This window comes from Rhizobium sp. BK181, assembly GCF_014193305.1.
Lineage (GTDB): Bacteria > Pseudomonadota > Alphaproteobacteria > Rhizobiales > Rhizobiaceae > Rhizobium.
The window spans coordinates 1-26,022 of record NZ_JACHZA010000022.1 but is presented as its reverse complement, the minus strand read 5'-3'; the positions used below and the strand labels follow the sequence as shown (position 1 = coordinate 26,022).

At 59.6% G+C, this 26,022-nt stretch carries 23 protein-coding genes; 5 read left to right on the top strand and 18 right to left on the bottom strand.

Annotated elements, in window-relative coordinates:
• Positions 1 to 62: 62 nt before the first annotated feature.
• From FHT77_RS27725 to FHT77_RS27680, 10 genes are all read right to left on the bottom strand, one after another.
• Positions 63 to 848 (bottom strand): enoyl-CoA hydratase/isomerase family protein, encoded by a 786-nt coding sequence (locus tag FHT77_RS27725; protein WP_183758388.1) that lies wholly within the window; start codon positions 846 to 848, stop codon positions 63 to 65.
• Complete coding sequence (locus FHT77_RS27720; RefSeq protein WP_183758386.1) at positions 845 to 2,392, bottom strand: AMP-binding protein; 1,548 nt, start codon at positions 2,390 to 2,392, stop codon at positions 845 to 847. Before FHT77_RS27720 ends, FHT77_RS27725 begins: the two co-directional genes overlap by 4 nt.
• Complete coding sequence (locus FHT77_RS27715; RefSeq protein WP_183758384.1) at positions 2,385 to 2,912, bottom strand: (2Fe-2S)-binding protein; 528 nt, start codon at positions 2,910 to 2,912, stop codon at positions 2,385 to 2,387. The genes FHT77_RS27720 and FHT77_RS27715 overlap by 8 nt, the downstream gene beginning before the upstream one ends.
• Positions 2,900 to 3,733, bottom strand: a complete 834-nt coding sequence (locus FHT77_RS27710) for an FAD binding domain-containing protein (RefSeq protein ID WP_183758382.1) — start codon at positions 3,731 to 3,733, stop codon at positions 2,900 to 2,902. The genes FHT77_RS27715 and FHT77_RS27710 overlap by 13 nt, the downstream gene beginning before the upstream one ends.
• Positions 3,730 to 6,714 (bottom strand): xanthine dehydrogenase family protein molybdopterin-binding subunit, encoded by a 2,985-nt coding sequence (locus FHT77_RS27705; protein WP_409527474.1) that lies wholly within the window; start codon positions 6,712 to 6,714, stop codon positions 3,730 to 3,732. Before FHT77_RS27705 ends, FHT77_RS27710 begins: the two co-directional genes overlap by 4 nt.
• 87 nt (positions 6,715 to 6,801) lie before the next feature.
• A complete protein-coding gene (locus FHT77_RS27700) occupies positions 6,802 to 8,208 on the bottom strand; it encodes an MFS transporter (RefSeq protein ID WP_183758380.1) in 1,407 nt (468 codons plus the stop codon).
• 153 nt (positions 8,209 to 8,361) lie between these two features.
• Entirely contained in the window at positions 8,362 to 9,213 is an 852-nt protein-coding gene (locus FHT77_RS27695; protein ID WP_183758378.1) for an AraC family transcriptional regulator, read from the bottom strand.
• Between the two features lie 752 nt (positions 9,214 to 9,965).
• Positions 9,966 to 10,265: a DUF982 domain-containing protein gene (locus FHT77_RS27690; protein WP_183758376.1), complete on the bottom strand. Its 300-nt coding sequence runs from the start codon at positions 10,263 to 10,265 to the stop codon at positions 9,966 to 9,968.
• 70 nt (positions 10,266 to 10,335) lie between these two features.
• On the bottom strand, positions 10,336 to 10,806 hold the full coding sequence (locus FHT77_RS27685) for an Hsp20 family protein (protein ID WP_183758374.1): 471 nt from the start codon (positions 10,804 to 10,806) through the stop codon (positions 10,336 to 10,338).
• 657 nt (positions 10,807 to 11,463) lie between these two features.
• A complete protein-coding gene (locus FHT77_RS27680; protein ID WP_183758372.1) occupies positions 11,464 to 11,931 on the bottom strand; it encodes a hypothetical protein in 468 nt (155 codons plus the stop codon).
• Positions 11,932 to 13,274: 1,343 nt separating this feature from the next.
• Here FHT77_RS27680 and FHT77_RS27675 point away from each other — a divergent pair.
• Together FHT77_RS27675 and FHT77_RS27670 are read left to right on the top strand one after the other, a co-directional pair.
• Positions 13,275 to 14,477 carry a mandelate racemase/muconate lactonizing enzyme family protein gene (locus tag FHT77_RS27675; protein ID WP_183758370.1) on the top strand — a complete coding sequence of 401 codons (1,203 nt, stop codon included), beginning with the start codon at positions 13,275 to 13,277 and terminating at the stop codon, positions 14,475 to 14,477.
• 17 nt (positions 14,478 to 14,494) lie between these two features.
• Entirely contained in the window at positions 14,495 to 15,418 is a 924-nt protein-coding gene (locus tag FHT77_RS27670) for a DMT family transporter (RefSeq protein ID WP_409527473.1), read from the top strand.
• An 84-nt stretch (positions 15,419 to 15,502) separates the two neighbouring features.
• Here FHT77_RS27670 and FHT77_RS27665 read toward each other — a convergent pair whose 3' ends face one another.
• From FHT77_RS27665 to FHT77_RS27640, 6 genes are all read right to left on the bottom strand, one after another.
• Entirely contained in the window at positions 15,503 to 16,507 is a 1,005-nt protein-coding gene (locus FHT77_RS27665) for a TRAP transporter substrate-binding protein (RefSeq protein ID WP_183758368.1), read from the bottom strand.
• Between the two features lie 44 nt (positions 16,508 to 16,551).
• Positions 16,552 to 17,829: a TRAP transporter large permease gene (locus FHT77_RS27660; protein WP_183758366.1), complete on the bottom strand. Its 1,278-nt coding sequence runs from the start codon at positions 17,827 to 17,829 to the stop codon at positions 16,552 to 16,554.
• Complete coding sequence (locus tag FHT77_RS27655; protein WP_183758364.1) at positions 17,829 to 18,362, bottom strand: TRAP transporter small permease; 534 nt, start codon at positions 18,360 to 18,362, stop codon at positions 17,829 to 17,831. The genes FHT77_RS27660 and FHT77_RS27655 overlap by 1 nt, the downstream gene beginning before the upstream one ends.
• Before the next feature lie 19 nt (positions 18,363 to 18,381).
• Positions 18,382 to 19,542: a fumarylacetoacetate hydrolase family protein gene (locus FHT77_RS27650; protein ID WP_183758362.1), complete on the bottom strand. Its 1,161-nt coding sequence runs from the start codon at positions 19,540 to 19,542 to the stop codon at positions 18,382 to 18,384.
• Between the two features lie 160 nt (positions 19,543 to 19,702).
• Positions 19,703 to 20,419 (bottom strand): FadR/GntR family transcriptional regulator, encoded by a 717-nt coding sequence (locus FHT77_RS27645; protein ID WP_183758360.1) that lies wholly within the window; start codon positions 20,417 to 20,419, stop codon positions 19,703 to 19,705.
• 39 nt (positions 20,420 to 20,458) lie between these two features.
• Complete coding sequence (locus tag FHT77_RS27640) at positions 20,459 to 21,880, bottom strand: FAD-binding oxidoreductase (protein ID WP_183758480.1); 1,422 nt, start codon at positions 21,878 to 21,880, stop codon at positions 20,459 to 20,461.
• Between the two features lie 195 nt (positions 21,881 to 22,075).
• Between FHT77_RS27640 and denD the strand changes: the two genes are divergently transcribed.
• Entirely contained in the window at positions 22,076 to 23,062 is a 987-nt protein-coding gene (gene denD, locus FHT77_RS27635; protein WP_183758358.1) for a D-erythronate dehydrogenase, read from the top strand.
• A gap of 922 nt (positions 23,063 to 23,984) precedes the next feature.
• Positions 23,985 to 24,209 (top strand): hypothetical protein, encoded by a 225-nt coding sequence (locus FHT77_RS27630; protein WP_183758356.1) that lies wholly within the window; start codon positions 23,985 to 23,987, stop codon positions 24,207 to 24,209.
• Between the two features lie 300 nt (positions 24,210 to 24,509).
• Here the strand turns inward: FHT77_RS27630 and FHT77_RS27625 are convergent, their stop codons facing one another.
• The gene (locus FHT77_RS27625; protein ID WP_183758354.1) at positions 24,510 to 25,034 is read right to left on the bottom strand and encodes a GNAT family N-acetyltransferase; all 525 of its coding nucleotides are present in this window, start codon (positions 25,032 to 25,034) and stop codon (positions 24,510 to 24,512) included.
• Positions 25,035 to 25,037: 3 nt separating this feature from the next.
• Positions 25,038 to 25,337 (bottom strand): DUF1778 domain-containing protein, encoded by a 300-nt coding sequence (locus tag FHT77_RS27620; RefSeq protein ID WP_183758352.1) that lies wholly within the window; start codon positions 25,335 to 25,337, stop codon positions 25,038 to 25,040.
• Positions 25,338 to 25,442: 105 nt separating this feature from the next.
• On the opposite strand from FHT77_RS27620, the gene FHT77_RS27615 reads away from it, so the two are divergent.
• Complete coding sequence (locus tag FHT77_RS27615; RefSeq protein WP_210281051.1) at positions 25,443 to 25,817, top strand: DEAD/DEAH box helicase; 375 nt, start codon at positions 25,443 to 25,445, stop codon at positions 25,815 to 25,817.
• Positions 25,818 to 26,022 lie beyond the last annotated feature (205 nt).

Sequence of the window (26,022 nt, the reverse complement as noted above, 5' to 3'; positions counted from 1 at the left end):
CCCCAACGGCAATCGGCGCGCGGTTATGGCCGGCACCGATTGGTTCCGCTCAATCTTAGAGTTCAGAGGCCCTTGAAGGCAGGTTTGCGTTTCTCATGGAAAGCCTTAACGCCCTCGGCAAAGTCTTCAGAAGAACGCAGGCGGCTGTAGCAATGGCCTTCCAGCTCGATTGCCGCAGAAAGCGACGTGTCCTCGCTGTCATTCAAGAGCTTTTTTGCAGTGCGCTGCGCCAATGGCGAGAAGGCCGTAAGTTCCTTTACCAGTGCGTCGGTTGCAGCCTCGAGCTCTCCATCGGCGACGAGTTCTGTGGCAATACCCCAGTCGTAAGCCTGCGTGGCCTTGATACGCTTGGACCGCATAACAATGTCCTTGGTGCGTGTGATGCCGACGATCTGTTGGAGACGGGCCGAGCCGCCCGAGCCGGGAATCTGGCCGAGCTTCTGCTCGGGAAGCGCAAACTCCGCCGTTTCCGAGACGATGCGGAAATCGCAGGCGAGCGAGATTTCGAAACCGACGCCGAAGCAATAGCCGCGATTGGCAACGATGACCGGCTTTTCGCAGCGCGCCGGCGCGGCGATGTTCCAGGCCAGCTTGGAGACATGCTCAGGCGTCGCTTCGAGGAAGCCCATGATATAGCCGCCGGACGAGAAATGCTCGCCCTCGGCGCGCAGCACGATAACGCGCACGCGGTCGTCCGCGTCAAGCGCTTCAAAGGCGGTTTTCAGCTGGTCGCGCTGAGCCATTGACACGGTGTTGAATGGTGGGCGGGAAAGGATGATGTCGCCGCGCTGCTGCTCGGCATTGATCTCTACACGAAAGCCGTCGAGATTGGACAAGGGATTGCTCATGCTGGGCTCTTTTCCTTCTGCATTGATTCAAGTTGGTATTCGCCTTCTACCAGCTTCCTGCGCAGAAGCTTGCCGACGGGCGATTTCGGGATTTCCGTCACGAAGACGTAGCGGCGCGGTCGCTTGAAATTGGCGAGAGTTGACATGGCGCAATAGGCGTCCAGTTCGGCGTCGGTCACGTCATTGGTCCGGCTGATGAAGGCTGTGACAACACGGCCCCATTTTTCGTCCGGCAGGCCGACGACCGCGACTTCCGAGACGCCCGGATGCAGCGACAGCAAGCTTTCCACCTCGACCGGCGAGACGTTTTCGCCGCCGCTGATGATCATGTCGTCGACGCGGCCTGTGACGAAGAGATCGCCGTCCTCGTCGAAATAGCCCGTATCAGAACTGAAATACCAGCCATCCTTGAAGGATTTCACATCCGTATCCGGCCGCCGCCAATAGCCTTCGAAAGCCTCGTCGCCGGCCATCAGCGCGATTATCTGGCCTTCCTGGCCGGCTGGCACGCGGTTCTCCGGATCATTGGTGTCGAGCGCGACGACGCGGATCATCTGGTTGATGCCCGATCGTCCGGCACTACCGGGCTTGATCTGGGCGCGCTGGTTTATGGTGCAGGTGTAGATTTCCGACGAGCCGTAGTGATTGACGAAGAGATCCGGCTTGAAGGCGGCGTCGAGCACTTTAAGGAGGCCTTCCGTCATCGGTGCTCCGGCAAAGCCGAGCTTGCGCACAGAGGAAATGTCGGTAGCGGTAAAATCTGGATGATTGACGACCGAGTGATAGAGGGTCGGAACGAGATAGAGATTGTCGATTTTCTCACGCTCGATCATCTGCAACGCCTCGGAGGCATCGAATTTCGGCATACAGACGAAGGTGCCGTTGGTGATAGCGGAGGCAAGCAGCGAGCGGACCCCCATCGTATGATAGAGCGGCATCACGCCAAGCGTCTTCTCTCCATAGGCATAAAGGTTTTGGGCTACATGGGCGATCGCTGCCGCGCGTTCGGCGCGCTGCCGCCGCGGAACGCCCTTTGGCCGCGAGGTCGTGCCTGACGTATAGAGCATCAGCGACCAGGCATCCGCCCCGACACGCGGCCGGGCCGGAGCCGCGTCGCGATCGAGCAGCGCATCGAAAAAGAATTCGCCGGCTTCCGGCTGCGAAAGAGAAATCAGATGGATGCCGTCAGGCAGGTGGGCGCTGCGACAGGCTTCGGCGGAAAACTCCTCGAAAGCGACTGCGCGGGCTTCGGAATCGCTAACCGCATAGCTCACCTCGTCGGCCTTGGCGCGCCAATTGATCGGCGTCAGGATCACGCCGGAAAACTGGCAGGCCCAGTGCAGCGTCGCCGTCTGCCAGCGGTTGCGCAACACGCTGACCAGGTGATCGCCTGGCTGCATACCGAGATCGTCGAAGGCGGCGACAAGCGCCGATATGCTTTTATAAAGATCACGATAGCTGAGCCGCACGTCCCCGTCGACGATCGCAAGCGCCCCCGGCTCCCGCTCTAGGCTCGCCAGAAAAGTCGTTCCAAGATCAAGCATTAGTTTCCTCCGTGTCCGCCACCCGCTCCGCCAGCAGTTTCTGCTGGGCTGCGAGGGTCGCTTTGATGATGGGTGCATAGCCGGTGCACCGGCACAGATTGCCGGACAGAACTTCCCGAAGCTCCGCCTCGCTCGCCTCCGGCTTTTCCTTCAGGAAGGCATCGAGCGTCATCAGGAAGCCGGCGGTGCAGAAGCCACATTGCAGGCCGTGATGTTCGCGAAACGCCTCCTGGATGATGGAGAGGCGGCTTCCGTCGAGCGAAAGCCCCTCGACAGTGCGCACGTCGCAGCCTTCGGTCTGCACGGCAAGCGCCAGGCAGCCGCGTGCCATAGCGCCATCTATCTGGATCGTGCAAGCGCCACAGACGCCATGTTCGCAACCGACATGCGTGCCTGTCATACCAAGCTCGGCGCGCAGGAAATCAGTGAGCAGCATGCGCGCCTCAGCCATGCCGGACACGGTACGGCCGTTGAGGGTAAAAGTGACAGGATGTTTTCCGTCGGCGGTCAGGCGCGGCATGACGCGGCCTCCTCGATAGTCTGGCGGCCTAGCTGGCGCACTAGATCCCGCCGGTAGCGGGCCGTGGCATGAAGATCATCCCGGGCATTGAGGTCCCAGGCAAACTGGTTGAGCGCATCATCGAAATCGGCCGTCCCCGGAAGCGGCAGCGCCCGCCGCGTCGGGGCATCAGCCACGCCGCCGACGGTCAGAAAGGCCTGCTGCTCATTGACGATGGCAGCGCAGGCGGTGATTGCGAAATCGCCATGCCGGCGTCCAATCTCCCGAAATGAATAGCCATGCCCCGGCTTTGCTGTCGGATAGGTGACAGCAACAATCATTTCGTTGTCGGCCTTCGCTGTCGCCATCATGCCGGTGACGAATTGCTCCGCCGGCAGGATGCGCTCCTTTTTTGCCTTGCGCGACATCAGGTGCACCGTGCCTTCGAGCGCAATCAGTGAGGTGAGCAGTTCCGCGGACGGGTCGGCATGCGCGACCGATCCGCAGACGGTGCCGCGGGCCCGGGTCTGGGCATGCCCAACCCATTTCAGCGCCGCGGCGAGCAACGGCTGACGGTCACGAAGGCCGGCATGGCGTTCGAGCTTTGCCTGCCGCACGGCGGCGCCGACCCGCATGCTGTTCCCGTCGTCCTCGATCTTGCGTAGCGCATCAACCGCCATGATGTCGACAAGCACGGCCGGACGCGCCAGCCGCATGTTGATCATCGGGATCAGTGACTGGCCGCCGGCGAGGATGCGGACATTGCCCTGCTCCTTGTCCAGCATGTCCAAAGCTTCGGCGAGGTCGGCGGCGCGCAGATAGTCGAAAGGTGCCGGTTTCATCGGATCAGCCCCATAGCCGTTGCGAACTGTCGGATCGTGTCAATCGGATTGAAACCGCGCCGCTTACCGCCCGCCTTGGCGGCGAGCGCCTCGAAGAACTGGCCGATGACGACCCGCGCAGCGCCGTCCAGCAGGCGCCCGCCGATCGAGGCAACCTTACCGCCGACGGCAGCCGTGTACTGATATCGGATCTTCGTCGTGCCGGGCGGATCTTCCGTCAGCATCACGGTGCCGGTGCCCTCGCCATTGCCGAGCGCGCCGCTGGTACCGCCGCTGAGCGTCACCGAGTCCGGTTCGTTGAGATCCGACAACTTGATGACGGCGGAATAGCGTCCCTTGACAGGGCCGATCCCGAGCGTCACGTCGGCGCTGAATTCGGTGGCGGAGACTCTCTTTACACCGTGGGCGCCGGGAATGATCGACATAAGTTCGTCAGGATTGAGGAGCATGTCCCAGATGCGCTGGCGCGGCGCCTGGACGATCGCCTCGCCTTCCCCCGACAGAGCCCGTTCGCCGGCCTTGGCGGTCTTCGGCTTCGGCTTGGCCTTGGGGGGCGTCTTCGGCGCCGGTTCCTCGCCGAAGACGTGTTCGGCGAGCCTTGCCGGCGCAAGCGGCAATTCGATATCGCGGATGCCGAGTGCGTCGGCGACGGCATTAGCAATGCAGACCGGCGTCGACATGCAATTGCCCTCGCCGACCCCCTTGGCGCCGAGCGGCGTGAAGGGGGACGGGCTCTCGTAATGCAGGATGGTGAGCGCCGGCGTCTCCATGATCGTCGGGATCAGGTAGTCAGCAAGCGTGCCAGATTGCAGACTGCCATCGGCGCCATAGCTCGACTCCTCAAGAAGCGCCGCGCCCAGCGCATGAGCAAAACCGCCGGTCACCTGCCCCTCGACCATGCCCGGATGCAGGATGCGGCCGCAATCGTGCATGGTGACGTATTTGCGGATTGTCAGCGCCGCGGTCTTGCGGTCGATCTCAACGGCACAGATATCGAAGATGAAGCCGTGACAGAGGGACGAATTGACATGGTCCTGCTCGTCCGGCGCTGTCAGTTCCGGCGGCGTCCAGAAGGCGGTTTCGCGGATTGTCTGGTCGATCCCCTGCGGCAAGTCACCCGGGGACCAATGGCTAGTTGATGCAACACGGGCGAAGGGAAGGCTTTTCGTCGGATCGCCTGCGTGCACGCGGCCACCTTCGAAGACGATCGCCACCATATCCGCTTTCAGCTGCTTTGCCGCGATCGCCGCGAGTTTCGCGCGCACGCGCCGGGCGGCGATATCGGCCACACCAGCGACGGCGGCGGCAAAGCGGCTGGAATAATTGCCCGAAGCGATCGACCAGGCGTCCTTCGCCGTATCGAGTTCCGAAACGACGCGGATATCGGCGGGTTTCAGGCCAAGGACGTCGGCGACAACCTGTGACAGGACCGTGCGATGCCCCTGTCCCTGCGGCACGGACGCGACATGGACGGAGACCGATCCGAGCGCATCGATGCCGATCGTCGCGGTGGCCTGGGCGCCATTCTTCGGCCCGGCCTTGATGCGCTGCTCGGGGCTGAGAACGGCAGTGATATAGCCCATGTTCGATACGCTCGGCTCGACGACGGCGGCATAGCCAATGCCGAAGATGCGTCCTTCGGCCCGGGCTTGGTCGCGCAGCGCCAGAAGCTCGTCCAGACCGCCCTCGCGAGTGGCGATGTCCATGGCCGCCTGGTAGTTGCCGCTGTCATAAAGGGCGCCGGTCGCCGTCCGGTAAGGAAAGGCGGAAGCCGGGATCATGTTGACACGCATGACATCGAGCGGATCGAGCGAAAGTTCTACGGCAATTCGCTGCATCAGCCTTTCGAGCGCGAAATAGACCTGCGGGCCGCCGAAGCCGCGGTTGAGGCCGGTCGGCATCTTGTTGGTGAGCACGATGCGGTTGCGTATCGATACATTGGGGATCGCATAGGCGCCGGTCATGTTGCCGTGCATGCGGTAGAGAGTCGCCGGTTCCGGCGCGCGCAGATGGGCTCCGCAATCTTCGAGCTGATCCCAATGCAGCGCTGTGATGCGGCCATCGGCCTCGACCGCCGCATCCAGCCGGGTGACGCGGTTGGTGGCGGTGACCGAGCCCATCAGATGTTCGAGTCGGTCCTCGATCCATTTGACCGGCCGGCCAGCGACGCGGGCGGCGATCCCCATCAGCACGACGTAGGGGAAGATCGCCTGCTTGACGCCGAAACTGCCCCCGGAATCAGCAGGGGTGCGCAGCCGCAGGCGATTGCCAGGGACGTTGAGGCCGCGGGCCATCACCGCATGGATGCTGAATGGCCCCTGGAAATTGGCAAGAATATCGTAGCTGTCGTCGGTCGGATCATATTCGGCAACGACACCGTAGGTCTCGATCGGCGTGCAGGCGCTGCGCGGGTAGCGGATATCGATGGAGATCGTGTGCGCCGCAGCCTCGAAAGCGGCCTGCGGTTCGCCATAGGTGAAGCTGCGTTCGTTGGCGAGATTGCCCTTCAGGCCCTCATGCAGGATAGGAGCGCCTTCGCCGAGTGCCTCGACGGGGTCGGTAACGGCAGCAAGCGAAGCATAGGTGATCTCGATCAGATCAAGCGCATCCTCGGCGACATAGCGGCTGGAGGCAACGACGATCGCTACCGGCTCGCCGAAATAGCGCACCTTGTCGGTGGCGATCGGCCAGCATTCGATCGGCGCCTTGACGCCGACGACCAGCGAGCTGCCGTGACGCTGGATGTCTTCGGCGGTGAGAACGGCAACGACGCCCGGCAGAGCCCTTGCCTTTTCGGTGTCGATCGCCTCGATCCGGGCATGGCCGTGAGGGGAGCGGAGAATGGCAGCGTGACAGGTGCCCGACTTGATCGCGAGGTCATCGATATAACGGCCACGCCCGGTTAGGATGGCACCATCCTCGACGCGGGGGATGGACTTGCCGACCCATGTCTCTGTCGCGATCGCCCGTGCCTCCTTGATATCGAATGTCTGCGATGTGGTGTTCACTGTGATACCTTCAGGCTGTGAAAGAGGGGCGGCCGGCGGGCCCGGCCGCTAACGGTCGCGTCAGCGCAAAGCGCCTTTGGTTTCTGGCGTGGCGATCGCGCCGATCAGGAAGAGCACGAAGACGCAGGCAGCGAAGATCGACAGCGAGGTCGGGATATCCGCCGGCGTTGCGCTTACGAGCGAGACGAAGGTCGGCAGGATACCGCCGATGGCAAAGCCGATATTCCAAGACAGGCCCGTTCCGCTGGCGCGGATTTCCGTTGGAAACCGCTCATTGAGGAAGATCAGCACCGGCGCGTACCCGGCATTGCCGATAAAGGCGATCGCCATGGCATAGAGCGTAACGGTAGGAATGGTCGTCGCCGATGCCATGCCGAGATAGCAGACCGGCAAAAGGATGGCGGCAAGCACGCCGACAATCAGGAAGGTCGGCTTGCGGCCGATGCGGTCGCTCAGCATGCCGATCACCACCGCGGCGATGAAGGCGGCGACGCTGCTGCCCATCAGGATCAGTGAGGATGTGCTGTTGGGGATCTCGTTGACCACTTTGAGCATGGTCGGCATGTAGCCGGAAGTCAGGTAGTAGCCGGCGCCACCGCCCGTGGTGATCAGCAGATTGAGGAGCAGAATCTTCCGGTACTGGGGCGAGAAAAGGCGCTTCAAGGGCGAGGCGACGACGGTGTCCTGAGTTGCGGTCTTACTCGCAGCCTTCTTCCTTTGTAACTCCTTCCAGAAGGGCGATTCTTCCAGGTTGTTAAATATGAACCAGCCGAGCAATGCGCTGATCAGGCCGGAGAAGAACATCACCCGCCAGCCCATCTCGGCAAAGGCGTCGCCCGGGAAAATGGTGGAGGTGATCAGGAAGACGACAGAGGCGAACAGCGCACCGATGCCTGCGCCGCCGCCGCCAACAAGACCGGACACGGCGCCGCGCCAGTTTTCCGGAACCGATTCCGTTCCGATCGTATGGGTTGAGGCCACGACGCCCCCGACGAAGACGCCCTGCACAAGACGCAGGAGAAGGAAGAGGACAGGGGCGATCCAGCCGACCTGGTTGATAGTCGGCAGAAGGCCAAAGGCGGCAGTGCTGATGCCGACACCAACGATAGCGACCAACATGGCACCCTTCCGGCCGCGCGCATCGGCAAAGTGGCCGAAGATCGCCGAACCGATCGGTCGCATCAGCAGCGTCACCGCGAAGGAAGCGTAGACCGCGGCGAGCGACCATGTCGGATGGCTCGAGGGAAAGAACAGTGCGCCGACGACGGGCGCGACGTAAAGAAGAATGAAGAGATCGTAGAGATCCAGCGACCACCCCAGCAGGGATGAGACGATGGCGCTAACGATCTGTTTGCGTTCGGCCGGATAAATCCCCGCCGTGGTGTCGCTGATGGTCAATTCTCTTCCTCCCGCCGGCTTTGGAAACGTCCCCGGCTCGCAGACGGTCTTGTCCGAACCACAAGCCATGGCGCTTCCGGCGTTAGGCCGGACGCACCTCATCCCAAGGCGCAGTTCAGGCTCTCAGGGTTCTAAATTTTCGGGAGGTTGGCGATACGCGGCAGTCTCACGCATGACCCTGCAGTATCATTTAATATGCTGCGGCGCGGTAAGCGCCTTGCTTCACACGCCGGTCGAGGCTCTTGCGACCTTGCGGAACTCGCCAGGCGACACGCCGAGGTGATCACGGAAGAAGCGATTAAAGTGCGTGGGAGCGGAAAAGCCGAGATGCTCGCCGATCAGGGAAAAGCTGTCGTCGGAATTCACGCTGGCATCGACGGCGGCCTCCACGCGGATGACGTTGAAATAGACGCGGGGGGAGACATGTGCCTGCGCTTCGAAAAGGCGGAAGAAATGGGCACGCGACAGCCCGACCTTGGTGGCGAGCGCATTCATGTTCTCGCCGTGCTGGTAGTCTTCCCGCATTGCCTGCATGGCGCGCCGAATGCGGAAATCGACGAGCGGTGACGCGGCGAGGCTGCGGATCGAGCCGTTATGTTCCCGCCAGGCGCTAAACCGCTCGATGACGGCAATCATCAACCGTGCCAGCAGTTGCTCATGGCTTGCTCGCGCATCCGGCCGCATCATCATCTCCGCGGCCAGATCCCGGGCGATAGATCGGATGAGCGGCGAAATCTCGCCTTGGGGCTGCGCGAAAAAGCCCGGCGCGCCGCTCGCCTGCCAGCCGCTACGAAACATCTTCAGCCATTCGGGCTCGATATAGAGTGCCAGGATCAACGTCTTCGGACGAAGCGGATCGTGGACATAGGCATGCGGCTCCCAGCCATTGACCAGGACCGCTTGGGTTTCCGTCAGTGGTACGATTTTGTCGCCGACGGCAAAGAAACTGTCAGCGCCTTCAACCTTGATGAGGACATGACAGTAAGGATGGGCATGGCGCACCAGAGGACGGTCCATGTCCAGAAGCGCGACCCGGCCGAAATCGCCATAGGCGATCCGAAGTGCGTCCGACATTCTTTCCTCCTAGGCCGGCAACTTGCTGAGGACTATACACATCATCAAGGCAACACACAAATTTGCGCTGGGTTCAAATCTTGGCGGGCACAATAACGACGAGAGAATATCATCATGAGGCATCGTCGGATAAGGTCGTCGTTCCAAGCCGGCTGTCCTGCAGCGACGTTCCGGTGTGACCAGCGCATCCCTCGCGGAGAGTGCGTGCCAGCATCCTATGGGTAACACCGTGCATTCTTCGTTGCGAAGGAGCGGTTGGAGTTGTTGCCGATCGCCACCACGGCTTCCGCGGCAACCACAGCCTCGGTGCATCCGTGGGAAATATAGCCGCTAGACGCACCTCCCCCGCGCACCCGAGAACCGCTGTCCAACGCGTGCCAGCGCAAGGCTTTCGAGAGAGATCGCGATAGAGCGGCAGCATCGAAACTCATGTTGCCGCTGTATGAATTAATCTCTTGCAGCTAGAAACTGAATCGTCGATCAAGTTCCAGGAGAGCCGACTGAACCTCATCTATCGTTACCGGCGCGGGCGTGCCCGGTATTTTTCTCAGGGCTGGCTCGGACTCCACTGCGTAGTAATCCGAGGCCCACGCAGCAAGGATCGTCCTTTTGTCATGCGCCGACAGGACGCGCGAATTGACTATATCGATCGGACGTCGAAGAGTTACGTGGTGCGGCACCAGAGAAGTCGGCCCTTTCGTTACAGCATCGTTGGCTATCTGCTGAAGCACTGCGTCCATCGTCGTTGAACCTCAGCAAATGTGTGGGTCCCGGTCACGACGGGACCGTGATGTGACGACGGGATCAATCGTCGGCGCGAGCAGATCGTGCTTCTCGGCGAACCCCCTAAAGAGGCCGCGGACGGTCTCTGCTTCGATTTCACCGAGCAATGCAGCTCTGCAGGCATTCATAGCAATCGAATGCGAGGCGTCTCTCGTCGAGACTGGCCACTCAACGAGATACCGGTAAGCATCCATGACTGACTTCACCTCGACCGGCATTCCGAGGCCGACGAGAACGGATACGGGTTTCGTGAACATATCGGGTTTCATGCTTTTCTCCTTTCCAACCCCCCATGCTGCCAGGCGCCGCTCCAGCGGCGCCTCGATTTTCAGCGTTGGATTACGCAGCCTTCTGTCCTTCGATCTGAGCCGCCGGAGCCGGCAGCGCCGGATCGATCTCAATGTCGATTTTCCGCGGCTTGAGAGCTTCGGGGATCTCACGGATGAGATCGACCGATAGCAGACCGTTGACCAACGCTGCTGCGTTGACCCTGACGTGATCCGCAAGCTCGAAGCGGTGTTCGAACGGTCGGGACGCAATGCCGCAATGGAGATAGCCTTCCGCAGTCGAGTCCTGCTTCTTACCGGTCACGGTCAGGAGATTCGACTGGAAAATAATGTCCAGATCATCGCGCGCGAAGCCCGCAACAGCGATCGAAATTCGATAGCTGTCGTCGCCGGTCTTGACGATATCATACGGCGGCCAGTCACTGACTGAGCGGGCACGCTGAGCGTTCTCCAGGAGATTGAAGACGCGGTCAAAGCCAACGCTCGACCGGAAGAGTGGCGTGTAGTCATAAGATGTTGCCATAGCCATATCCTCCTTGAAGCAACATGGGTATGAAGCGCCGAAAGACAGCACTCCCAGCAAGGCCAGCCCTGTTCTAGCGGCTGGCGGAAATCGATTTGGTTTTTGCCTATTTCGGTTTCAAGGTATGACCAGCAAAAATTTCAGCGGTATCGAACAATCGCAGTCGACTTGCGGACGTGGTCGATGCGGTCAAAAGGTCCTTTCGGTCGAAGCCAACCGCATTAATCTCATCTCAAAGCTCGCCACCTTCCTGCGTTTCCACCTTCCATGTCATGATATGGGCTGCAGACGGAGCATCAACAGGGCTAGGGTGCATTCGACATCAACTCGTGAGCGGCCATACCGAGACTAAGAACGCGTCGGGTTCCAAGTGGGATCGAAACCGTTCAGGTCGCCGAGCTTCTTGAACTGCGCCGTCCGTTCCGGATAGCAATTGCCCGGATAATCCGCATTCTTCTACCGCCGGATCTCTGCATCCTTTGCGGGAGTGAATACTTCACGATTGCCGAATATCTCCATCGGATTGCCGCCGCCGGAACTGCGTTCCGTGACCTCTCTAGGGCCGAAATCTGTGTCCATCGGGCGGCGCAGCTTCACCAAACGGAGCAGCTTCTCAATTTCATAATGTGTCAGTGGCGCATGGCGGACGACACTCACTTATAGCCGTTTGACCGGCTCGCCAGCGTTATCCATGCAGCGTAAGTCCACGACAGATCCGGCATTGCGAGCCTGTTCGAGCTGCGTCTGCAACTCTCGGATCGTCTTTTCGGTCTCGGACGTTTCCGGTTCCAGCAACCGGGATTGCGGAAAGTCCGTCCATGTAACGCCGACTTGGCGCTTAGCAATGCCTACCAGCTGATTGTCACGCTCCGAATAGTCCAGGCTGTTTTTAAGCTGGGGATCGGGACGCATGGTAATCGACAGCATCATGGTCACGCGCGGATCGGCTTCGCGGATCACAATGTCATTGTGTTCGGTTTGAAGCATTTCCCTGAACAGCTCGATGCTTTCCGCGCGCGCTGCCCTAACCGATCGAAGCCGCAATTTTTTTGCCGGTCGATTTCGACCTGCACCGGCCGCGTCACGATCGACCGGACATGGCTGTACCTTTTCCAGAGCGACCAATCGAGATCTTTGAGCGGTTTGCATTGAATGAAGAGATTGCTGTCAGGGAGCAGAATAGATCAGCTTGCATATCTGCTCCTGTGAATGGCGCACAACAGCGTGTGCCCAGCCGCCTTCAGTGCTTCCGCCATTGTCGTCGGCGGTGGTGGCTGACCTGCCTTTCTTGAAGCAGGTCGAGATAGCGTTTCAGCCTTTCGAGCGCTCGTAATTATAGGCGCGGGCATCATTGATAGCGAAATCAAACCGATCTCTGACGGAATGGTCGGTACTTATGTCTGCGACCAGCTTTGCGGGTTTCACAAAGTCCCGGACAAGGATTTCAGCAAGATCCCATGGGAATGAATAGCGACCGTCGCTCTGGCAAGTGAGGCTGCGATAACGCACTCACCTCAAAGGATCTTTCTGAAACCGATGTCCCAATTAAGCGAAATCCGCAACCAGCTCGTGAAACTCGTGGCCGGCCATGTTCCGGTACTCGATCAGATGCCTGATTTCTTCACTTTCATCAGCCGAAAGCAAACCATCTTCGATCAGCGCCTACAGACATTTTTTTACCTGGTCTTTGGTATTTTTGGGCACGCGATCAACGCCACGGCCTGCCACACGCGGAAGCGATCTGTTGTCTGCACCAGACTAAGGGCGGTTTGCTTCACCTGCTCCGCATAAAACAGCACCAACACCATCTGCATTGACCCGCAACCGGATAAGGTTGCGCTCTGGCGCACTGGGTCATGGTTTGCGGCTATCGTGGGATGGTGTAGCGTAGGCAGTTGCGGGGGCCAGTCCACGGAGAATTGTAATATTCATGCCTGCATTCTTTCGAAGGATATGACAGTCTTGGGGAAGGAAACGAACTCTCCGAGGAAAGACGCAAAGCGCGAAAGGTGGATACGGAACTTCTCCCGCCAAGGTCTGCCAAGGCGGCTACGAAGAAAGTTGCCTTATCCAGTCGTCGAAGCTGGCCTCTGAGGCCCGCGCCACACTATCCGTATCCGGGTTCCCGTCGGAATTTAACCCTCTAAAGTCCCGAGCCGTTTTTCCGTACGCTGCTTGAATGCTCGGGCAAAATGATCGCCGCGCAAAAATCCGACGGCGGCGATATCGGAGATGCGGCGAGTATTGCTAGGATCAGCCAAGATTGACCTGATCCGTTCAAGTCGTTGGCTTTTGCAGTTAGTAGCCTGGAAAAAATTTCCGCCAAACTTAAAAATTTCCGCCAAACTTCAAGTCTCTGCCGGGACAATTCCGATTGACGCTTCTAAGATGTCCGACAACATGACAATAAGGTTGGATGAGGAAATGGCGGTGCTCGTAACAGAGCAGATATTCGGCGGGAGGGAATGATGAAGATTACAAGCCTGGAAACCGTTCGCGTTGCGGAACGCGCCAACCTGCTCTGGGTGCTGGTGCGCACCGATGAGGGTCTGACAGGACTTGGAGAAACGTTCTTCGGCGCGGAAACGGTTGAGGCCTACGTGCATGAATATATTGCTCCGCGCGTGATCGGACGCGATCCTCTTGAGATCGACAGGCTTGCAGCCGACCTCGTCGGCTATCTCGGCTTTCGGTCATCCGGCGCCGAAGTGCGTGGCAATTCCGCCTTCGATATCGCGCTTTGGGATCTTTTCGGCAAGGCGACGGGTCTGCCGATCGCGCAGTTGCTGGGCGGCTTCACCCGCAAGGAAATCCGCACCTACAACACCTGCGCCGGTACGGAATACATCAAGAAGGCGACAGGGCAGACGACCGCCAATTACGGCCTGTCCGATGGGAAGGGCTATGACGATCTGAACGGCTTCCTGCACCGCGCCGATGAACTCGCCCAGTCGCTGCTCGAAGAGGGCATCACTGCGATGAAGATCTGGCCATTCGATACCGCTGCCGAAAAATCGCGCGGAACTTACATATCCATGCCGGATCTGAAACAGGCGCTCGAACCATTCGAAAAAATCCGCTCCGCCGTCGGGGACCGGATGGACATCATGGTCGAGTTCCATTCGATGTGGCAGTTGTTGCCCGCCATGCAGATCGCCAAGGCGCTCACCCCCTACAATACATTCTGGCATGAAGACCCGATCAAGATGGACAGCCTCGCCAGCCTCAAGCGCTACGCGGAGGTTTCGCCGGCACCGATTTCTGCTTCGGAAACCCTCGGATCGCGCTGGGCCTTCCGCGACTATCTCGAAACGGGCGCGGCTGGCGTTGTGATGCTCGACATCAGCTGGTGTGGCGGACTGTCGGAAGCGCGCAAGATCGCCGCCATGGCGGAGGCCTGGCATCTTCCCGTTGCCCCGCACGATTGCACAGGTCCGGTCGTTCTCTGCGCGTCCACCCATCTTTCTCTCAACGCGCCCAATGCCCTTGTTCAGGAAAGCGTGCGTGCTTTCTACAACACTTGGTATCGCGACCTCGTCACCGCGCTTCCGCAGGTTCGCAACGGGATGATTACGGTGCCGCCGGGCTCGGGGCTTGGAATGGAACTCAACCCGGAGCTTGAGCGGGCGTTCACCGTCAGCCGTCGTGTCTCCGATTGTTCGGCCATCTGATTTGTCCGAGGATAGTCATGACCACAAACGATGAAACCGCCGTGACGGGGATGCGCTTTGGTTCGCTTGCCGGACCGGGCCTCATGCTGCTCGGCATGCTCATGTTTGCGTTGAATGACGCGATGGGAAAATGGCTTGTCGCCAGCTACGGACTGGGTCAGCTGATCCTTATCCGGAGTCTGGCGGCGTTGCTCATTCTGTCGCCTTTTCTCTGGCGGGCGGGCTGGAAACCGATCATTGAGGCCGAGAGGCCGCTGATGCAGGCGGCGCGGGTGCTGTTCTCGACGCTGGAGGTATTTTGCTTCTATTACGCTGTCATGTATCTGCCGCTGGCCGACGTCATGACCTACTGGCTGGCGGCGCCGATCTATGTGGCGGCTGCCTCCCCTCTGCTTTTGGGCGAAAAGGTCGGCTGGCGCCGGTGGACGGCGATCTTCATCGGCTTCATCGGCGTGATCATCACGCTTGAACCATCGAGTGCGATGTTCACCGTGCCGGCCGTCATTTCGATTGTTGGCACTTTCGCATTCGCCTTCATGCTGCTTTCCGGCCGAAGACTTCGGGCCACGCCAGACAAGACGCTGGTGCTGTTCCAGCTCGCCGGCGCCGGACTTGCCGGTCTTCTCTTCGCTCCATGGGACTGGAAGCCCCTGACATTTGCTCCGGAGGTCGGCTTGCTATGCCTGCTCGGCGCAGTAGCAATGGGCGCACACATCCTCGTCAACCGCGCGCTGAAGATCTCCGATGCCGCCACGGTCGCACCGTTGCAATACACCTTACTCCTGTGGGCGATCGTCTTCGGCTGGATGTTCTTCGGCGATGTGCCGCGTCTCACGATGGTGTTCGGCGCGGTATTGATCATCGGCTCCGGGCTGTTCATCTTCTTCCGAGAGCAACAGCTCAAGAAGCGCCAACCCGACGCACCACTCGACCTACCCTGACGCGTTTATCCTGAAAGCCAAGAGCCCGCTGACGACGCAGCGGGCTCTTACGACGATCACACCGAAATCTGGCCTGTCCGCAGTTTACTTGCGGATCGCGGCAAGCTCGGCGAGGATGCCATCGACGACATCGGCGCCGATCTCAGCCTTGTGCTTTTGATAGACGACCATGGACTTCTCGCGGATGCGGGCCTGCTCTTCCGGCGAAAGCACGTTCACCTCAAGACCGGCTGCCTTAATCTTCTCCAGCGATTTCTTGTTCAGATCGCCAATGACCTGACGCTCGACGTCACGCCCGACAATAGCGCATTCCCGCAAAGCGGCCTGCTCTTCGGGCGAGTACGTATCAAAGATCGCCTTGGAAAAGAGGAAGAGGAACGGCGTGTAGGCGTGGTTGGTTTGGGTGATATATTTCTGTACTTCGAAGAACTTCGACGTGTCGATGGTCACATAAGGGTTTTCCTGGGCATCGATCGTCTTGGTTTCGAGAGCCGAGAAGACTTCGCCGAATGCCATGGGCGTCGCATTGGCGCCAAGGTTCTGGAAGGTATCGAGGAACACGTTGTTCTGCATGACGCGAACCTTCATGCCCTCCAAGTCCTCCCATTTGTTCACCGGACGAACCGAATTGGAAAGGTTACGGAAGCCGTTTTCCCAATAGGCGAGATTGACGAGGCCCACGGCCGCCAGCTTCTCGTTCATCATCTCGCCGAACTTGCCGTCCAGCACCTTGTAGGCTTCCTCCGAGGTGGAGAAGAGGAACGGCAGATCGAAGACGCCAAGTGCAGGCTCGATACCGACGAGCGGCGAAGAAGACGTCACGACGGCTTCCTGGACGCCCGAGCGCAGTGCCTGGGTCGCCTGCAGGTCACCTCCCAGGGCACCGCCCCAGAATGCCGTCAGCTTCAGTTTCCCGCCTGATTTTTCGTCCAGGCATTTCTGCATCGCCTCAATGCCGTTACCGACCGGGTGATCGGCATTGATGCCGTTGGAGACGCGGATGTTACGCTCGGTAAACTCGGCGAAGGCCGGCGCGGAAGCAGACAGGGTGAAGGCGATGGCAGTTGTGGCAAGTAGCAGGTTTCGCATGATATCCTCCCATGGATGTTGGAAACAGAAGTGACCAGCCGGCTTCAGTGCAGCCAGCGAGCCGGTACGATAACCAGGTCTGGAAACAGGACCAGGAGCAGAAGTACGAGCGTTTGGGTGAGCAGGAACGGCCAGACTCCAACCGTAACCTTGCCCAGGGGAACGCGGCCGACGCCGCTGACAACGTTGAGAACGACCCCTACCGGCGGCGTCAGAAGACCAATGCAGTTGTTCATGATAAAAAGAACGCCGAAGTAGACCGGATCGATGCCTGCCTGCTTGATGATCGGCATCAGGACCGGCGTCAGGATCAGGATGGTCGGCGTCAGGTCCAAGGCTGTGCCCACGATCAGCACCAGGATCATGATCACGAACATCAGCAAGGTCGGACGGTCGATCAGCGGCTCTATGAGGCCGGTAATTTCCGCCGGAATATTGGCGGCTGTGATTAACCATGCGGAAACGAGCGCCGCGCAGACAAGGAACATGATGACGGAGGTGGTCTTGGCCGCCTGAAGGATAACCCGTGGAAGCTCCTTGGGCGTGAGCTCCCGGTAAATCACCATGCCGACGAAGAGCGCATAGGCTGCGGCGACTACGGCAGCTTCCGTCGGCGTCACCACGCCCGCCTTGATGCCGCCAAGGATGATGACAGGCATGCCGAGCGCCCACAGAGCGCGACCGGTTGCCCGAATGCGCTCCGCACCCGACACACGCGGCAATGGCTGGACATTGTCTTTGCGCACGACCATCAGCCATGTCACGACCAAGGCAAGGCCCATCATCAGGCCCGGCACGATACCGGCCATGAAGAGCTGCGTGATCGAGACGTTGGCGGCAACGCCGAACACGATGAAAGCCATCGACGGGGGGATGACGGGCGCGATGATGCCACCTGCGGCAATGAGGCCGGCTGAGCGTGGAACGTTATAGCCCGCCTTTGCCATCATCGGAATGAGAATGGCCGCGAGCGCAGCAGTATCGGCCGCCGCCGAACCGGAAATGCTGGCCATGATCAGCGCCGCAACGATCGCGACGATGCCCAGGCCGCCGCGGATATGCCCCACGCAGGCAATGGCGAAATCGATGATGCGCCGCGACAGGCCGCCGGCATTCATCAGCTCTCCTGCCAGAATGAAGAACGGGATAGCCAGCAACGTGAATGTATCGGCGCCGGCAATCATGTTCTGCGCGATGATCTGCGTATTGAACATTCCCATGTACCACATGAGAACAACGCCGCAGAACATCAGCGAGAATGCGACCGGCACCCCGATGGCCATGGCACCAATCAGTGAAGCGACGAAAACTAAAAGCGTCATCAGGTCCGCTCCGCCATCTGTTCGATCGTCAGATTCTCGCCCACAAACGCTTCGATTTCCTCCTGCGTCACACGGCCCGTGATCAGGCGGAAAAGGCGCTCCAGCGCGATGACGGCGCAACAGAAGCCGGTAAAGAAGCCACTGCCGTAGACGAAGCCCATGGAGAGGCCGGTCACCGGGGCCTTCATGCTCCAGTTGATCGGCAGTTGCTTCCACGTACCCCAGAAGAAGATAGCCGCACAGGCGATGATCACCAGATTGCTCAGGATCATGCAAAGGATGCGCCCCTTGCGGCCCAGCAGCGCAACGAGGGTTTCGACGCCAAGATGCCCATGTTCCCGGAACGTCACGACGGCGCCAATGAAAGTCAGCCAGATGAAGAAGTAGCGTGCGAGTTCGTCCGAGACCGTCAGGCCGGAGTTTAACGTATAGCGCATGATGACGTTCACGAAGACCATGATCGCCATGCCCGAAAGCAGTATGATCAGTAAGAATTCGAGAGCCTTGTAGAAATGGTCGACTACCTTCTGCACGCTTTACTCCCAGTCTGCGTTACAACAGGCCACGCTTGGCCAGGTTTTTCATCAGCGCAGCCACGCCGAAGGTCCATTCGGGGCAAGCATCACTACGATCGACCCAGTTTACCAGACGGCCAAGCAACGGTGTCGCAATTTCCACCCGGTCGCCGATTTCATGCGTAAATCCCTGCCCTGCCCCGCGCCGATCCTTCACGGGAGCGAACATGGTGCCGAGGAAAAGTACAGCGCCGTCGGGATACTGGTGATTGCGATTGAGCAACTGACGCGCAAGGTCGGAGGGCCTGCGGCTTATCGCCTCCATTGGGCTCTCGCCTGTCATTCGGAAACCGTCCTTGCCCTCGACGGACAAGGCAACGCGGACTTTGCCGAGTTCTTCCAGCGTGAACTTGTCATCGAAGAGGCGAATGAAAGGGCCGATGGAACACGAGGCGTTGTTGTCCTTCGCCTTGCCGAGCAACAGCGCCGAGCGTCCTTCGATATCGCGAAGATTAACATCGTTTCCGAGCGTGGCGCCGACGATTTCGCCGGAGGACCTGAGGACGAGGACCACTTCCGGCTCGGGATTGTTCCATTGCGAGATCGGATGGATCCCGACCAGCGAAGCGCAGCCGACTGCCGACATGGGTTGCGACTTGGTAAAGATTTCGGCATCCGGCCCGATGCCCACCTCAAGGTACTGCGACCAGAGGTTCATCTCCTGGAGAAGTTCCTTCACTCGTGCAGCCTGCTCGGAACCGGCGACGAGACCCCTAAGGCTGTCGCCCAGAACTGGCGCGAGACGCCCGCGGATATCCGACGCGCGGGACGCATCTCCCTTCGCCTGCTCTTCGATCACACGTTCAAGCATGCTGTCGGCAAACGTGACCCCGGCCGCCTTGATCGCCTGCAGATCGATCGGAGCCAGTAATTGACCAGCCTGACCCGACAGAAAATCATCGATCGACCCGAGATCGGGAAGCTCTCCCGCCGCCTCCAATTCGCCGGCGAAATCCTCCTTTTCAAGCAGTTCGGAAACAGTGACGGAAACCGAGGACAGGTCGAGGAGCCGCTCGCCCCGCACTAAGGCTGGGCAAGGGCCGCCAGCCGTATTCGACCAGACGCGACCAACAAGCAGCGCATCAGCGGCATCTGTAGGCAGAATATCCGAAGCTCGAAGTGACGTAGTCGAACCCAAGCAAACCTCCTCACAGCCACGACACGATGATCTCCCGTCATCTTGCCCGATTGTCAGGATGTCTGACAATGATGGACCTGTTTTGTAGTCATACTTCCGTGCGCTGTCCAGCGCCGAAAATCACCTGATAAAAACGGCAAGCGGGCAGCGCCGGAAGATTTCAATCCGCCTCAAGGGTGAGATCCAGCCGACTGGCCGCGCCGAGCAAATGCCGCTTCATCGCCTCGCGCGCACGTTTTGGGTCGCCGCTGGCAATGGCATCGCGGATCGCCACATGCTCGGCAATCGTCAGTTCCACAATTTCTTCAAGGACTGCTGCGGCCCGCGCGGCGTTGATGGCAAGACTGATGCGCTCTGCTATGAAGCCGACGAACAGGGCAAAATATTCGTTGCGGGTCGAAGCTGCAATGACACGATGAAAGATCAGGTCGGCAACGATCCCCTGATCCGTCCATTTGTCCGCCCCCATCATGCTCGCCAAGGCTTCGTCAAGCTTTGTCAGATCGCTATCGACATGATGCGTTGCCGCAAGGCCGGCGGCTTCGATTTCCAGCGGCATGCGCAACTGGAACAGATCCCGGAAGCTCGCGCGGTCATGAAGATCATCCTGCTCGATGCGGATCGACTGGCGCGCCTTGATCTCGGTTGCGAAGGCTCCAACGCCCTGTCTGGTCTCAACCAGACCCTCGTTGCGCAACTGAGCAATCGCCTCGCGTACTACCGAGCGGCTGACGCCGAAACTGCTGGCGAGGAAGTGTTCGGTCGGCAGCTTGCTCCCCGGCGGTATACGGCCGTCCGTGATCTCGCGGGCAATCTGGGCGGCAATTCGCGCCGGAAGATGCTCGTTGCGCCTGATCTGTCCAAAATCCAGTGACATGCCTTTTTCGCCTTAACACACTGCCGCCTATGAATGCCGCTAGAAATCCAGTTGGCAACCCGGATTCATCACGCCTTGCGGATCGACAGCCTTTTTCAATGCTGCAACCAATCCTCGTTGGATCGGAGGGATACGCATCTCATAGTCCGCCTTCTTCAGACGGCCAATACCGTGCTCGGCGCTGATCGAACCGTGATAGGTATCGACGACCGCATTGATCGCCTTCTTCGCATCCTGGATGCGCGCCTCCATCTCTGCGCGGGACAGGCCGCCCGGCGGCAGCACGTTCAGATGCACATTGCCATCGCCGACATGACCGTAGGAGACACAAACACCGTCCGGCACCGCAGCGGCCACTGCCTGTTCGGCGTCGCGCACGAAGTCGGAAAGGCGCGAAAGCGGGACGGAGACGTCCGTCCGCAGATGTGGCCCGCGCTTCGCCTGCCCCTCGTTCATTGCCTCACGGAAAAGCCAAAGGTTGCGCGCCTGCGTCCTTGAGCTTGCAATCACACCGTCCGGAACAAGCCCTTCGTCCATAACGGCACCCAGGAACCGCTCCATGAGGTCGTAGATATCGACAAGGCCAGACCCGGATATCTCCATAAGCACATAGGCGGGGTAATCTCCGGATATTGGCATCGCAAGGTCCGGAATTGCCTCGCGGGCGAGGACGAAAGCAAGCGGCGGCATGAACTCGAAGGCGGACATCAGATCGCAGCAATCGCGACGCGCGCGGCGGAAAAGCGTGATCCCATCCTCGAGCGAATTGAGCCCGAGAAGCGCGGTTGCGACCTGATCCGGTTCCGGCGTCAATTTTACGGCGACGGCGGTGATGATACCGAACAACCCTTCCGCGCCGATAAAGATCTGCTTCAGATCGATGCCGCGATTATCCTTGCGAAGTGTCGACAATCCGTCGAGAATCGAACCGTCCGGCAGAACCGCTTCAAGGCCAAGCACCAGCTCTCGCGTCATCCCGAAGCGCAACACATTGATACCGCCCGCATTGGTCGACACATTGCCGCCGATCCGGCAGGACCCTTGTGCCCCAAGCGCCAGCGGGAAGAACATGCCCTCCCGCGCGACAGCGTCCTTGAATTCCGACAGGATGCACCCGGCCTCCACCACAGCGGAGAAGTCGTCAGCGTCAATGCGGCGGATTTTGCTCATCCGCTCGAGACTAATCACCACCTGATCCTCCGGACGATCGGGGATTGCTCCCAAGGCCAGCCCCGTATTGCCGCCCTGCGGAATGATCGACAGGCCGAGTGCGACGCAAGCCTTTACGGCCGCGGACACCTCTTCGGTCGTGCGCGGGCGCAACACCGCGACCGCGCTGGACGTCACGTCTCCATGCCAGTCCCGGCAATATTTATCGACCGCCTCGCCCGATAGTACCATATCGGCCCCGAGGGATCGGTTCAGGGCATCGATGGCATGCCTTTGTCGGTCGAAGCCCATGCCAGCGTCAATTTCGTTCACGGTTTTCCTCACTTTTTTGCACGCACCGAAAAACCTGTCGATCGACCCGGCACTGCAGTAAATATGCTGTTTTCAAACGAATGATATAAGGTTATCAGACAACCTTACAATATATTTTATTGTGGCGCCTGTCTCTCATCGGATCGGTGTTCCGTAGGCTGGGAGGAAAAACAGTTGCACATTCTCATCATCGGCGCCGCCGGCATGGTCGGGCGCAAACTCGCGCAGAGGCTCGCCAAAGACGGCACACTGGACAGCCGTCCGATTGAGAGCATGACACTCGTTGATGTCGTTACGCCAGAACCGCCGCAAGGCTTCGGCGGAAAGGTGGCGATGGAAACGGCAGACCTCTCGACTCCCCGAGAAGCGGCGCGGCTCGTCGCTCTCCGTCCAGATGTGATTTTCCACCTCGCCGCCATCGTATCGGGTGAAGCCGAACTCGATTTCGACAAGGGCTATCGCATCAACCTCGACGGCACGCGGTTCCTGTTCGACGCGATCCGCCTGGCCCATGGTGAGGATGGCTACAAACCCCGCGTCGTCTTCACCTCCTCGATCGCCGTGTTCGGCGCCCCCCTGCCCTATGCCATCTCGGACGAATTCCACACCACGCCGCTGACCAGCTACGGAACGCAGAAGGCGATCTGCGAGTTGTTGCTTTCGGACTATTCGAGACGTGGCTTTTTCGAAGGCATCGGAATTCGCCTGCCGACCATCTGCATTCGCCCTGGAAAGGCGAACAAGGCGGCTTCCGGTTTCTTTTCAAACATCCTACGCGAGCCCCTCGTCGGTCAGGAAGCCGTTCTGCCCGTACCGGATGATGTGCGCCACTGGCATGCGTCGCCTCGGTCCGCCGTCGGTTTCCTCATCCATGGCGCGGCGATCGATGTCGAGAAGGTTGGCCCGCGGCGCAACCTGTCCATGCCTGGGCTCAGCGCGACTGTCGGCGAGCAGATCAAGGCGCTGCGCCGCGTTGCCGGCGAGAAGGCCGTGGCGCTGATCCGGCGGGAGCCTGATGAGATGATCATGCGCATGTGCGCCGGCTGGGCACCGGGATTTGAGGTAAAGCGGGCAACTGCGCTCGGCTTTACCGCCGAAAAATCCTTCGACGAAATCATCAGGGTCCATATCGAAGACGAACTTGGAGGTAGGCTGCCATGACAACCGGAACCGGACAACAGAGGCGAAACATCCCCTTTCTCGGAACCGGCCCCGCCCAAACAGCGGACTGGGCGAACGCACTCCATTTTCCACTTCGATCTATCCCGCGGACGTTTTAGCCGTGCTGGAAGTACGCCGAGGCCGTAATAAGAGGCCATCGCGCCATAGCTGCGGTTGATCTCGGGATCGAAAAAGCTGGCACGACGGACGCCTGGCTTCAGATTGTCGGGAACGATCAGCCGGGGAACGCCGCCGAAGACGCGAAACATCCGGACATGCGAGCCGACCCAGTCGGGGAGCGTTTGCGTCCAGCTCGCCTCCGCATAGGTGAAGCTCGATGCACCGAGCACCGCCACGAAGATCTCCGCCTCGCGGATCCGGCCTTGCGATCAACATCGGGATCTTTTTGCCGGATAGTCGACGAACACCTTGTCGCCGGCCGCATGCTCCTCGCGCATCGTCGGTGAAAGCCGCTGTTGGAAACCACGCAGGAGTTCACAAAGCGGCTATAGTCGTAACCGTCGAGTGCGACCCACGATCCTCCTCCGCAGGAGAGCTCGGTAACGTCGGGCTTCTTGAGCTCGATGGCAAGATCGGAGCCATTGGGCTCGATCCTCCTTCTCGTGCCCCGTTTGATGCCATTCCGAGCGAAGAGCTTGCTCTCGAGCGCATCGTCAGTTAGGTCCCCGGGCATGGGGTTAATTTAACCCCACTGCCGCCGCGCGCTGCAAATTATCCTGCACCGTGCTTCACGCAATTCCCGACACGACGGCAATCTCACGCGAGCTGGTTTCGCTTGCCGCAAGGCGCAGCATTGGTTGCAAATGTTTCATACTCAGCCTTCTCTTTGCCGGCATCTACATGCCCTCGTTCATCGTGAGGTATTTGATACCAAAGTTGCTGACCCAGGGAGTGATCTTCAGTGCCGAAAACTGGCCGGTCTTTGATCGGATTGGCGGCCGGCTTCACGTCGGAATCCGCAGAGAAGACGCCCGCCTATGAGGTGGGCAAGCTGAAGAGCCTGCCTTCGCGCAAGGGCCCATTGAACGCCGAGCTTGTTGCGATCAAGTCGAAACAGGCGAGCCTCATGCAACTGATTGAGGACCGCCATGCCGACGGCCGGCCGCGGCTTTGCCATCCTGGATGATCAACTGGGCGAACTGGAGTCACGCGGGAGACGCTGGTTCTGCAACCCGCTCGCAAGCGCCGGTCGAGTATTTCCATGAGAATATGGCGAAGCTGAAGGCGCAGTTCAATAGTTTCAATCGAGACCAGCATCCGCAAGCTAATCTTCTAGGCACGCAACATCGCCGACGAACATGCCAAGTAGCGGCTGATGCCGATGGTGCGTGATCTCATCCCGACCGTCGTGATCAGCCTCTTCGTGGTCCTTTATCAAATGCGTTCATTGGCTTTTGCCCGATTGGCTGGATTGGGAAACTTCAGATTATTTGCCCTGCCCTTGCGACCGCGCCTCCGCCAGCGATGCGGCGATTGCAGCGATCGAGCGAAACAGGACGAGCGGGTCGTCCTTCGAGGGCGTGAAACCTCGGCGCTGCCAGAACTGAGCCGCTTCGTGATCGACGGCGTTGACCATCAACGCTCGGCCACCGATCAGAGCAGCGGCCTGGACGCATCGCTCAAGGGCATGTTTCACCAGACCTGTACCGATACCTCTTCCCGCCCATTCCGTGTCCGTCGCAAGCTGGCCGAGGAGAAGACAGGGAACCGGATCGGGCGGTTGCCCGTTACGGATTGAGCGCGGCAGGATCGCAGGAACGACAGCGGTCGGCGCCAAGCCATAATATCCGACGACGCGCCCCGCCTCGTGGACGACGAGAACCGCCGTGAAACCTTTCTCCTGATTGGAAAGCGCACGCGTCTTTAGCCAATGATCGAGCGTCGGCTTGCCGCAGGAGAATTCGGAAACATTATGCGCCGCCGTAAGCGGTTCTGGAGCCGATAAAGCCACGGCTTATTGGTTCGGCTTGTAGCCGGCTTCCCACGGAGCGGGGCGCCTGGCCAGTTCCACCATCTCGGGAACAGGAGCGGCCGGTCGGGACAAGACACCCATAAAGTCGGCAAAGCCTTCCGGGCTCATGCGGATGAGTCCCTGCTCCATAACGACTTCCTCGGCGGCGCGCACGGCGGCCTCCCGCACGAAATCGGTTCGCGAGCGGCCGCGCAGGCTTGCTGCACGATCGATCATTGCGACGTCTGCCTCTGGCAAGCGCATGGAGATCGGGTATTCCTTGCGTTCGACAGTGGCGGCCATGACTTATCTCCTTTACGAGGAAAATAGCGACTTGTAGCGCCAAATGCAATACGATACTATCAATCTTGTTCACCTGCCTTGCCATTATAGAATTAGCGCGGGAGGATGGTCACCGAAGAGTTTATATGCGCCGAACTCAAGATCGCATCGACGCTCTCAGCAGGCAAGAAAGTCATCTTTCTTGTGCCCGCATTGGCGTTGTTTGATCAGCTCCGCGACGATCTGGCCGAGAGTTTTCCGGAAACGTTGATCGACAGCGTAGTATCGACTGACGGCGATCTCACCGCCTTGATCTTCGAACCCGAACTAAAGTCGATCGAGGTCATGACGCCCGAGCGGTGCCTGGCGCTTCTCAGTTTTGCCGAAACCGACATGAGCGACATTGGGCTGCTCGTTTTCGACGAATGTCATCTGTTGAGCCCAGAAGGTGGCGGGTCGCGCAGCGTTGACGCGATGCTTTGCCTGCTTCACGCCATTTAAATGGCCCCTGACGCCGATCTTCTGCTGTTATCCGCCATGCTCCAGAATGCCAAAGAAGTGGCAGATTGGCGTCAGCTTCTGGCCCAGAGCGGCTATTGGAGCGACCTAACCGACCTAGAGCATCGCACTTGAATTGAGAATCGAGTGGGGTTTTCACGAGGGTATCGGTGTGATTCACTGCGGTTGGAGGTGAATCACATGGGTA